This window comes from Methylobacter sp. S3L5C, from assembly GCF_022788635.1.
In the GTDB taxonomy this organism is placed as follows: domain Bacteria; phylum Pseudomonadota; class Gammaproteobacteria; order Methylococcales; family Methylomonadaceae; genus Methylobacter_C.
In genome coordinates this window covers 904,094-915,899 of record NZ_CP076024.1, presented here as the reverse complement: position 1 = coordinate 915,899, position 11,806 = coordinate 904,094, and the positions used below count along the sequence as shown (strand labels likewise).

Below are 11,806 nucleotides of genomic sequence, written 5' to 3'. Positions count from 1 at the left end.
AAATGCCTTATTACTTTTTTACAGATTCAAAAATCTTTTCCTCTAAACATAATGAAAAAATATAAATTTGTAGTGCTTGGTGCTGGCCCAAGCGGCTTGACATTAGCACATGCACTGCTTGATGCGGGCTACACCTTGGATGATATTCTTGTTATAGAACAACAAAGTCTTGCCGGAGGACTTTGTCGTTCCGAAATAGTCAATGGTGCGCCACTGGATATCGGTGGCGGTCATTTTCTGGATGTGAAGCGCAAGGAAGTGCTCGATTTTCTCTTTCGCTTTATGCCGCGAGAAGAATGGAATCTTCATGACCGTGTGTCCAAGATCCGTATTCGGGGCATGGAAGTCGATCATCCACTTGAGGCCAATCTTTGGCAGTTTCCGAGTGAAGTACAGGCAGATTATCTTGAATCAATTGCGCAGGCTGGTTGTGTACGCGGTGAAGCAATGCCTGAATCATTTGCCGCATGGATTAAATGGAAGCTGGGTGATCTTATCGCTCAGGAATACATGTTGCCTTATAATCGCAAAATCTGGTCTATGGATCCAGATGAACTTGGCACTTATTGGTTGTACAAGCTGCCCAATGTCTCGTTTCGGGAAACCTTGTTGAGTTGTTTGGAAGGTCGGCCTATGGGCGCATTACCTGCGCACGGTACTTTTCTTTATCCGAAGGAATTCGGTTATGGCGAAGTATGGCGACGTATGGGCGAAGCGCTAGGTGATTCGCTAATTACAAACTGCACCGTCGAGAATATTGATTTGGTAAAACGCGCAGTCAATGGGAGCTGGCAGGCAGACACGATTATTTCAACTATTCCCTGGACGTTATGGTCTGGCTATTGTGCTTTGCCAAAAGATATTTTGACGGCAATTACAAGCCTTAAAAATGCACCAATCGACGTTGATTATTATTCGGAAACGTTGGACAGTAAATCGCATTGGACCTATGAGCCCGATGAGTCAATCGCACATCACAGATTATTACTGCGCTCAAATTTTTCCCCAGGGGCAAAAGGTTACTGGACTGAAGCCAATGCTACTCGATCATTACCGACTGATGGTGTGCGTTTTCATAATGAATTTGCTTACCCTATTAATACGCTTGGTAAGCCGGAAAAAGTTGAGAGAATATTGGCTTGGGCGCGAGAAAATGGCATTATTGGTCTTGGACGATGGGGTAGATGGGAGCACATGAATTCAGATATTGCAGTAGCTGAATCATTACAAATGGCGAGTGAATTAACTAACTAACAAGGAAGTAATATGAAAATTTCGTTATGTTTGATCGTATGGAATGAACTACAAGGCTGCCTAGAAGATGTGCCAAAGTTACCGATTGATGAGTTTGATGAAGTATTTGCTGTCGATGGTGGTAGCACTGATGGTACGGTTCAGTATCTTAAAAGCCAAGGAATTTCGGTTTATCGTCAGCCTAAACGTGGTTTAAATGCCGCTTATGTTTATGCGAATGACATGGCTACTGGTGATGCGGTGGTTGTTTTTTTTGCCAAAGGAACATTGCCAGCAGATGATTTGCGTAAATTTAGGCCACTTTTTGAGCAAGGTAACGAGCTAGTCGTTGCTAGCAGACAGATTGCAGGATCTGTTAATGAAGAAGATGAACATTTTTGGCGTCCGCGTAAGTGGGCTGTACTTGGGTTAGCTGCAGTTGCTGCGCTAGCTTGGAATCGCCAAGGGCCTTGGGTACGCGATGTACTGCATGGCTTTAAGGGTTGGAAGCGATCTGCGTTTACGCAAATGAAAGTTCTTGATGTTGGCTTGTCGATTGACATTGAGATGGTTGTACGCGCTTACAAATTGAATATTCCACGAATCGAATTTCCAACACAAGAAATATCTCGTGGCTATGGTGAAACGCATTTCAAGATTTGGCCAACGGGTAAGCGTTTACTTGTCTATCTTTGGTTTGAGTTGTTTCGTTGCGATTGAGTAACTATACATGTTGAATTTGCACTATTGGTTGCGTCGCACGGTTACTTCTATTTGGTTTAAATTGGCTGTTGCGGCTACTATTATCGGGTTGTTGGTTTACTTTAATCGTATTGATGTTGCTGTTCTGGCATCATTATCAAAAACCTGGCCTTGGTTATTGGCTGCTTTTTTACTAACACTGCCACCTTTCTGGATTGTTTCTTATCGTTTTAAAGTTATATTGGCGAGCCAAGGTTTTTTTGTGCCTTTTTGGCAGGCGCTGCGCTGGACAATGATTGGCTCTTTTTTTGATCTTGCTATGCCCAGTTCAAATGGTGGTGATTTTATTAAAGCCGGTTACGTCGTTGAACATGTGGGCGCTGGTTTAAGAACTCGCGCGGTAATGGCTGTCGCTATTGATCGTGTTATTGGTTTGTTGGGTTTGTTTCTGCTGGCCAATGTAGTCAGCATAATCGGTTGGGATATGTTAAAAGATCTCCCTGCTCGTAATCTTGTTGTTGGAATGTCATTTGCTGCGGGCATAGGCCCTTTGATTGCTTTTCGTATTGCCGGTTCTCGGTGCCTTTATAATAATAGTTATATCAGGAGTTGGCTTGGAAAATATACATGGGGACAACGCTTGACACAGATGATTGCATCGTTTAATGCATTACGTGAAAATCCAAGAGTCTTGCTTGTGGCCTTGGGATTGTCACTGCTAAATCATATTTTTTGGTGTACTTCATTGCTGTTTATTGCATTTGCGGTTGGTGATGCCGTATCACCAATGAAAGGCTTTATCGTTTTTCCATTGGCTATATTTGGCGGGGTATTTGGAGTGGCTGGTGGCTTTGGCTTTGGCACTGCGGCATTTGACTTTTTGCTCTCCCATTTACTGCTGATTCAGAATGGCGCGATCATAGGATTGTTGTTTCAAATTTTTGGCGCACTATCACGATTGTTGGGATTGCCTTATTATTTGTCGGCACATAAGTGACATGACAACAAAGCGGGCTCTTTTTTCGTCATCAATTGAAAGAGCTAAGAAGAGTCAGACTCCTTTATTTCTTTAGATATAGATACATACTTGCATTTATTAGGGTTTTCTGTTTTATTTTGTACTCATTTGTTATCGGGTGATAAATTTATGCGAACCATTATAAATATTGATGATTAATTTTTACTTTATGCCAAGCATCAGGCAGTGCAACAAGGATGTACAATTGAACAAATTCTGAAAGATGCTTTGCGTCATTTTTTCTCGCATCAACCTCAGCAGTATGACATTGTCAGCTTGAAAATTTTTCAGGTACTGGTTTAAAACCAGGAGTTAATTAAGTCATCATATCAATGGCAGTATTATCAATATCTTTTTCCAAAGCGTTGTTAGAAAAACTACGAGCAAGTTTGTTAACCTCGTTCAAATTAAAAAATATTCAAACATACCGATTAGCAACAGCGTTGATTTATTATGGCAAAGTGTATAGTGGACCAAAATAAGCCTGCCAAGAAGAGTAAATTAATCGGATTTGGTCGTGGTAAATCCCTATTCCATTCATTTTGACCCAAATTGACAAGGTCGTTCTGGCTTGATTTTGTTAAATGGACAGAATCTAACGGAATTTTTGGAAGTTTAATCTCTGAAAGTGTATAGCGATGATATTGCTCGCTGGATTGGAAGCTACTGTTTAAAATGCTTCATTTTAAGATCTGACATCCGAATGATTGGCATTTTACAATACTTTGAACAGTTTTATTTGATTAAAACATAGGCTGGAGGCCGCCACCGCAGGAAGATGTAGTCAACAACGATAACAGCTAACCTGAAGAGTAGATTGTCTTAATATACAATTAACTTTCGCAATCTATGCCATAATTACCTCTACATCTGGTAGCCCCAACTTAATTTTACGAGAACTATGAAATGACGAAAACAGCACTTATTACCGGTATTGGTGGCCAGGATGGTGCATATCTTGCGCAATTACTGATAAGCAAAGGTTATCGGGTTTTCGGCACGTCCAGGGATGCAGGTGCGTCAAGATTTGATTCACTGGCCCGACTCGGTATTTCAGGGCAGGTCAACTTGCTGTCAATGGCACCGCATGATTTTAAAAGTACACTGACAGCAATATCGAAAGCACGCCCGGATGAAATCTATCACCTTGCCGGGCAAACATCAGTTGGACTATCTTTTGAACAACCTTCAGAAACCATTGAAAGTATTACCATCGGAACACTTAATATTCTTGAGTCGCTCAGATTTTTGGAGTTGCCGGCAAGATTTTATCATGCCGGCTCAAGTGAATGTTTTGGCGATACCGGTGGAGTGCCTGCAAATGAACACACACCATTTAATCCGGTAAGTCCATACGCAGTAGCTAAATCTGCGGCGCACTGGCTGGTACGAAATTACCGCGAAGCCCACAATATGTTCGCTGCGAACGGCATCTTGTTTAACCACGAATCCGAGCTTCGTCCGGCACGTTTTGTAACTCAAAAAGTTGTTCAGGCGGCCCATAGAATTTCATGTGGATCATCAGAAAAGCTAACGTTGGGTGACTTAAGTATCTCACGTGATTGGGGTTGGGCACCTGAATACGTAGAGGCAATGTGGCGCATTCTTCAGGCTGACCACGCCGATGACTTCGTAATTGCTACAGGGGAAACTAATTCGCTCAAGGATTTTGTGATTCAATCTTTTGCCTGCTTTGGGCTTGATTGGACCGAACATGTCCTGCAAAGCGACCAATTTATGCGGCCGAATGAAATTACTTGGAGCCAGGGAAACCCTGATAAAGCCGAAAAAATATTGGGGTGGAAGGCCAGTAAGCGAATGAGAGATGTAGTCAAGATTCTCTGCGGCGTCTAACAAAACAGAAAAGTGGCGAAATCACTATGTTGAATACGATATTTATGGCGGCAGAGTCAGTATGTTATTACTCTTCTTCTTTTAAACTTGCCATGGTGACTTTTCCCATAAGAGCAGAAAATCACTGCATAATCAGATTACGTTATTATTAATGACCTCCCGTATTTTTTCTGATTTGAAGGGCTAATTTATGAAGAGTATGCTGAATTCCCTATGGGCATATCGTAGTTTTATTTTTGGTAGTGTAAAGCGCGAATTTCAGTCGAAATACCGTAACTCTTTGCTGGGTGCCGCGTGGACGTTGATTAATCCGCTAGCTATGATCATAGTCTATACGATGATTTTTTCGCAAATAATGCACTCTAAATTACCGGGTATTGATGGCTCTTTTGCTTACAGCATTTACCTATGTGCCGGCATACTAACTTGGGGGTTGTTTGCTGAAATTGTTAGCCGCGCGCAAAATACCTTTCTTGAACACGCCAACCTGCTTAAGAAGTTGAGTTTTCCTCGGCTATGTTTGCCGGTTATTGTTGTTACTAATGCTATGGTTAATTTCTTCATTGTATTTGGCCTGTTCAGTATTTTTTTGCTTATTTCCGGTAACTTTCCCGGTCTGGTTTATTTGGCGCTGTTTCCTTTGCTTGCCATTCTTGTTGTTTTGGCCATTGGTCTAGGCATTAGTCTTGGGGTGCTTAATGTATTCTTTCGCGATGTCGGACAGTTTTTTGGTATCGTCATTCAGTTCTGGTTTTGGCTCACTCCGATTGTCTATCCGATCAGTATCCTACCTGAATCCATGCGCTCATTGATGGGCTATAATCCTATGGCTAATCTTATTAATGCGTTCCAGGATATTCTCGTTACCGGAAAGTGGCCGATATGGCAAAGCCTGTTGCCTGTAACCATCGTTGCTATTGCCTTATGTGTTCTCGGTCTGCGCCTTTTTCGCAAACATGCCGGTGAAATGGTCGATGAGCTATGACTCGACTTGAGCAAAGTGGAGTCTGCATGCCTTTAAAGCTTTCACAGAAAATGTTGCCGGTAAATCAAAACATTTGCTCAAGTCAGCGGGCGAGCCGATACCTGTATTTGACTATGATACTTTTACCAGCATTGAACAAAATGGTGATATAAAACCCGCAAGAGTTACTTCAATGGAATTCGGCGATTGACTTACGCGACCGAATTCTACATGACTATATGAATATTGATATCCAAATTGTTTACGAATTTATAACTATTATAACTAACGATCGCCTGCAATTTATTGCAGCTTTTTTGCATAAACTCATTTTGGCAATGCCCAATTGATACGAAAACACATTAAATATGGGCACCATTACTATTACTAATTTAGGCAAAGCCTACAAACAATATCCCACACGCTGGTCGCGGCTGGTAGAGTGGTTAGTGCCTTTTAGCAAGTCTCAGCATCAGCTTAAATGGGTATTGCAGGATATTAATTTCACCGTTAATTCTGGGGAAGCGGTGGGCATTATCGGTATCAATGGCGCTGGCAAGAGTACTCTGCTTAAAATGATCACCGGTACGACTCAACCCACTACCGGTAGCGTTAATATTACCGGACGTGTAGCCGCCTTACTGGAGCTTGGCATGGGTTTTCATCCCGATTTTACCGGACGGCAAAATACCTACATGGCAGGGCAATTATTGGGGATGAGCGTTGAAGAAATTGCCAGCCTGATTCCTGATATTGAGGCATTTGCCGAAATTGGCGATTACATGGATCAGCCTGTGCGTGTCTATTCCAGCGGAATGCAAATGCGCTTGGCATTTAGTGTAGCAACGGCACGTCGACCGGATGTGTTAATTATTGATGAAGCGTTATCGGTAGGCGATGATTATTTCCAGCATAAAAGTTTTGATCGTATACGCGAATTTCGTAAACAAGGTACTACCTTGCTGATTGTCTCACACGATAAAAGTGCCATCCAATCAATATGTGATCGTGCGATACTGCTCAACGATGGCAAGTTGGCCATGCAGGGCGAGCCTGAAGATGTCATGGATTATTACAATGCCGTGATCGGGCAAAAAGAAAATTCAAAAATAGAACAGATAGTTCTGGATACCGGCAAGGTACAAACCATTTCAGGCACGGGTGAAGCGGAGATAGAATCCGCCGTTATTGTTAATAGCGAGGGAGAACCTGTGGAAGTGGTTAATGTGGGCGAAAATATTACTCTTAAAATTACTGTGCGTGCAAATGTCAATATTCCGGAACTAGTGTTGGGCTACCTGATTAAAGATCGTCTAGGGCAATCGATTTACGGTACCAATACGCATCACCTAGGATTGTCTTTAAAAACGCTTGAACCGGGTGAGCGTGTAAAATATCATTTTTCTTTTCCTGCAAATATGGGGGAGGGATCATACTCTGTCACCCTTGCATTGCATGCTTCAGACTCACATCTTGCCGCCAATTATGTTTGGAAAGACAGGGTGCTACTTTTCAATATTGTCAATATCAATCACCCACGCTTTACTGGCGTAGCCTGGTTGCCGCCTACTTGGGAGTTACAACGTGGCTGATCTCAACTTTTACCGGGCTTTTGAAGAGCGTCACCGTGGATCACAGGAACTGATTAAATCGCGGTTGGAGATCTATCTCCCATTTATTTTGCCGCTTAAGCAATTCGACATTTCTTGCCAAGGTATTGATTTAGGCTGTGGTCGTGGAGAATGGCTGGAACTTATGCAGGAAAACGGGATTGATGTGCGGGGCGTTGATCTTGATCAAGGCATGCTTGATGCTGCTCGTAGGCGTGGACTCAATGTAAGCCAAGGCGATGCCATCGAAACCCTGAAATCAGTTGCGTCGGAAAGTCAAATGCTGGTTTCGGCATTTCATTTGGCTGAACACCTGCCTTTTGATTTGCTTCAAACTCTAATAAATGAGTCGCTACGAATCCTTAAACCTGGCGGATTGCTAATCCTTGAAACGCCCAATCCCGAAAATATTGTAGTTGGTACTGCAAGTTTTTATTTGGACCCGACACATCAGCGGCCTATCCCATTACAGTTACTGTCCTTTATCGCAGAGTATTCAGGATTTGCAAAGGTAAAGGTTTTGAGGTTACAAGAACCAATCGGAATTGCTGATAATAACGAACTGACATTAATGAATGTACTTAATGACGTTAGTCAAGATTACGCTGTTGTGGCCCAGAAAGGCAATGCTCCAAAAGTTATTGCCGCAACAGTTAAGGCATTTAAGGCTAATTATGGGCTCTCGTTGGAAAGTATTGCCAATAGTTACGATCAACAGATAAAAACTAAAATCTATCAGGCCGAAGTTAAAGCTCGGCAAGCCGAAAATAAAGCTCATCAAGCTGAAGTAGCTTTAATTGCCATAAATAATAGTTTGTCATGGCGACTTACCGAGCCGCTTAGAATGCTCGGGCGCACTGCGAAAAGCCTATTTCGTTTCCCCAAGGTGGCAAAGTTAAAAAGTAAAGAAAAAATCAAGCTGTTGCTGACGCATATAAAGCTATATGTTAGTCAACGATCTAAACTCAGGCGAATGGTATTCGTCGTATTGGCTAAATTCCCTGCTTTGGAAGGTTATATTAGGCGAGCAACCAGAAATGCATCATCCCGGCGAAATGCCTTTCCTCCGGTTGCAGCCGAATTAGCAGGCCTGACGCCGCGAGCACGTCTTATCTACGCCGACCTTAAAGCTGCCAGACAAAATCACAACAAGGAGAATTTTTAGTGCGGATCGTTATCGATATGCAGGGCGCTCAAACTGAAAGCCGTTTTAGAGAGATTGGCAGCTATACTTTGTCGCTCGCCCAAGCCATAGCGCGTAACCGGGGTGAGCATGAAATAATCCTTGCACTGAATAGCCTCTTTCCTGACACCATCGAGTCTATTCGTATTGCCTTTGACGGACTGCTTTCGGAGGAAAATATCTGTATCTGGTATGCTCCGGGTCCGGTGCGAGAGTCAGAACCAGGTAATGAATGGCGGCGCGAAGTTGCCGAGCGTATTCGTGAAGCTTTTCTCGCCAGCTTACGAGCGGATGTGGTGTTTATCCCCAGTTTTTTTGAAGGTTATGAGGATAACGGTGTCGTTAGTATTGGTTCTTTTGATCAGCAATTAACTACTGTAGTTGCAATTAATCGATTGGATAACGTAGATAATATTGGTGATAATCCAGATGTAAATGTTTTTACGCTCCTCAAAATTGAATACCTTAAAAGGGCCAACTTGCTGTTAGCGTTGTCGCCACTTAACGAAAATGAAATTTGTTCTTGCCTTAAAATACCTCATGAGCGTGTAAAGGTTGGTTTGATGGTCGGTGAATCTGGAACGAACCAGCATGAAGCAAATAACGAGGCAAAAAACCTGATCAACATATTTGAGGAGCTAACTGCTGTGCCGCTTCAAGTAGTTAAGTTGCCATTGAGTCGGCGGCTGAAGTTGGCCTATATTTCACCACTTCCACCAGAGCGAAGTGGTATATCTGATTATAGTGCTGAATTATTGCCGGAACTGGCACGTTTTTATGATATTGACGTAATTATTGCTCAGGAAAAAACCACAGATCCATGGATTACGTCCAACTGCGGAGTGCAAGCAGCCGACTGGTTTGTTAAAAATGCTCATCAATATGACCGGGTACTTTATCATTTTGGTAACTCTGGTTTTCACCAGCATATGTTCGATCTGCTGGCTAACATTCCGGGAGCGGTAGTGTTACATGACTTCTACCTTGGTGACGTTCAGTGGTGCCGTGATACACGTAACAACTCTCAGTTCACTTTAGCGGGAGCATTGTATCAATCTCACGGCTATGCCGCTGTCGCTGAGTACTTTCACGCGAGCAGTGTCACTGATTCAGTGCGGAAATTTCCCCTCAATCTTGAGGTATTGCAGCAATCCCAGGGTATTATTGTCCACTCGGAATATTCCCGACACCTCGCGTCCAAGTGGTATGGCCATCAATTTTCCGCTGACTGGGCGGTAATCCCCTTGTTGCGTGCACCAGTCACTGATGGCAATCGAGATCTATCTCGGCAACAGTTAGGATTGAAATCCGATGATTATGTGGTTTGTAGCTTTGGTCTATTGGGGGTAACCAAGCTTAACCAACACTTACTGGATGCTTGGCTGCACTCTGGCCTGATACAAGACAGACGTTGTATCCTGGTGTTTGTGGGTGAAAATGATAATACGGAATATGGTACCCGGCTAATGGAGACTATCCGCACGAGCAAATTGGATCAACGAATCCGCATTACAGGTTGGGTAGATATGGCAACATACAGAAACTACTTGGCTGCTGCTGATCTGGCTGTACAGCTTCGTACTAATTCGCGGGGTGAAACTTCTGCAGCGGTATTGGATTGCATGAATTATGCTCTGCCCACCATCGTTAATGCCAATGGATCAATGGCTGACTTGTCATCTGATACAGTGTGGGTGTTGCCCGATATCTTTGAAGACCACCAGCTTGTCGAGGCTTTGGAAACCTTGTGGCACAACGATGAAAAACGAAGCGGATTGGGCCAGCGGGCACAAGAAATAATTAGAACCCGTCATGCCCCGGACAGCTGCGCCGAACAATATGTCGAGGCCATAGAACAGTTTTATGCACGTTCTCAATGTGGTACTCACGCCCTGGATAAAGCTATTGTCAAAATTGAGGGTTACTCACCCACAGATGCGGAGTATCGGATCATCGCTCAAAACATTGCACAGTCGTTGCCTGCCAAGCAACCCCTACGGCAACTATTGCTGGATATATCCACTACCTGTCAAACGGATTTAAAGACGGGGATTGAGCGAGTGGCTCGCGCTATGGTTATGGGAATGCTGAAATCACCACCAGCCGGATTCCGGGTCGAACCCGTTTATTTGAGCAACGAAGGCGGTGCCTGGCATTACCGCTACGCAAGCCGCTATACCTTAGGTCTCCTGGATTGCCCGGCAGATGAATTGTTTGATGAAGTAGTAGAACCCCAGAACGGTGATTTATTGCTGGGACTGGATTTATCCGGTCAGATTTTGATTGAGGCGGAGGCAGCCGGATTATTCACTTGTTACCGTAATGCTGGTGTGAAAGTCCATTTCATTGTTTATGATCTGCTGCCACTCCAACTACCTCAGTTCTTCCCATCAGGTTTAGATGCAAGCCATGCTCAATGGCTGCACGCTATTACCAAGTTTGACGGCGCAGTTTGCATCTCCCGCGCTGTAGCTGATGAACTAAATGGTTGGTTGAAAACCGATAGTTTAAAGCGTCAGCGTCCATTCAGGATTGGCTGGTTTCATCTTGGTGCCGATATGGAAAACTCCGCTCCGACCTGCGGCTTGCCAAAGAACGCAGGGCAAACACTGGCAAAGCTCAAGGCCCGCCCAAGCTTTCTAATGGTTGGCACCCTTGAGCCGAGGAAAGGGTATCTGCAAACCTTGGAAGCGTTTACACAACTCTGGCAGGAAGGTGTCGATATTAACCTCGTTATCGTTGGCAGTGAGGGGTGGAAAGGCTTGCCTAAGGATATGCGGCGGACGATACCTGAAATTGTTAACTGTCTACGCAACCATCCAGAGCTCAATAAGCGACTCTTTTGGCTCGAAGCTATTAGTGATGAGTTTTTGGAAAAAGTTTATGCAACCTCTACTTGCCTGATTGTTGCCTCCGAAGGTGAAGGATTTGGTCTGCCTTTGATCGAAGCCGCACAACATGGGCTGTCGATTATAGCCAGAGATATTCCGGTGTTTCGCGAAGTGTCAGGAGAGCATGCTTTTTATTTCGGTGGTAGGTTGCCTAGTGAGTTTGCGCAGTCGATTACCAAATGGTTGCAGCTTTATGCCGCTGGTCAGCATCAACCATCCAACGATATGCCTTGGCTGACATGGGAGCAAAGTATAAAACAGTTATTATTGAATATACTTCCTTAGTCACTGAAATATTTACTCAGTAATAGCGATTAGTTAACGGGGTAAAGTGAATTTTAAGTTGAAACC

At 43.7% G+C, this 11,806-nt stretch carries 8 protein-coding genes and 1 pseudogene; all 9 read left to right on the top strand.

Annotation, left to right across the window (positions count from 1 at the left end; genetic code table 11):
* Window positions 1–51: 51 nt before the first annotated feature.
* The 9 genes and pseudogenes from KKZ03_RS04320 to KKZ03_RS04285 all read left to right on the top strand — a co-directional run bounded on the left by KKZ03_RS04320 (window position 52) and on the right by KKZ03_RS04285 (window position 11,740).
* The gene (locus KKZ03_RS04320; protein ID WP_243220296.1) at window positions 52–1,254 is read left to right on the top strand and encodes an NAD(P)/FAD-dependent oxidoreductase; all 1,203 of its coding nucleotides are present in this window, start codon (window positions 52–54) and stop codon (window positions 1,252–1,254) included.
* A 12-nt stretch (window positions 1,255–1,266) separates the two neighbouring features.
* Window positions 1,267–1,953, top strand: a complete 687-nt coding sequence (locus tag KKZ03_RS04315) for a glycosyltransferase family 2 protein (RefSeq protein WP_243220294.1) — start codon at window positions 1,267–1,269, stop codon at window positions 1,951–1,953.
* A gap of 10 nt (window positions 1,954–1,963) precedes the next feature.
* On the top strand, window positions 1,964–2,932 hold the full coding sequence (locus tag KKZ03_RS04310) for a lysylphosphatidylglycerol synthase transmembrane domain-containing protein (RefSeq protein WP_243220292.1): 969 nt from the start codon (window positions 1,964–1,966) through the stop codon (window positions 2,930–2,932).
* A 927-nt stretch (window positions 2,933–3,859) separates the two neighbouring features.
* The gene (locus KKZ03_RS04305) at window positions 3,860–4,807 is read left to right on the top strand and encodes a GDP-mannose 4,6-dehydratase (RefSeq protein WP_243220291.1); all 948 of its coding nucleotides are present in this window, start codon (window positions 3,860–3,862) and stop codon (window positions 4,805–4,807) included.
* 190 nt (window positions 4,808–4,997) lie between these two features.
* A complete protein-coding gene (locus KKZ03_RS04300) occupies window positions 4,998–5,792 on the top strand; it encodes an ABC transporter permease (RefSeq protein WP_243220290.1) in 795 nt (264 codons plus the stop codon).
* Window positions 5,793–5,968: 176 nt separating this feature from the next.
* Window positions 5,969–6,121 (top strand): annotated as a pseudogene (locus tag KKZ03_RS21960) (HepT-like ribonuclease domain-containing protein); the annotation flags it as partial.
* An 18-nt stretch (window positions 6,122–6,139) separates the two neighbouring features.
* Window positions 6,140–7,363: an ABC transporter ATP-binding protein gene (locus KKZ03_RS04295; RefSeq protein WP_243220288.1), complete on the top strand. Its 1,224-nt coding sequence runs from the start codon at window positions 6,140–6,142 to the stop codon at window positions 7,361–7,363.
* A complete protein-coding gene (locus tag KKZ03_RS04290; protein WP_243220286.1) occupies window positions 7,356–8,546 on the top strand; it encodes a bifunctional 2-polyprenyl-6-hydroxyphenol methylase/3-demethylubiquinol 3-O-methyltransferase UbiG in 1,191 nt (396 codons plus the stop codon). The genes KKZ03_RS04295 and KKZ03_RS04290 overlap by 8 nt, the downstream gene beginning before the upstream one ends.
* The gene (locus tag KKZ03_RS04285) at window positions 8,546–11,740 is read left to right on the top strand and encodes a glycosyltransferase (protein ID WP_243220285.1); all 3,195 of its coding nucleotides are present in this window, start codon (window positions 8,546–8,548) and stop codon (window positions 11,738–11,740) included. The genes KKZ03_RS04290 and KKZ03_RS04285 overlap by 1 nt, the downstream gene beginning before the upstream one ends.
* Window positions 11,741–11,806 lie beyond the last annotated feature (66 nt).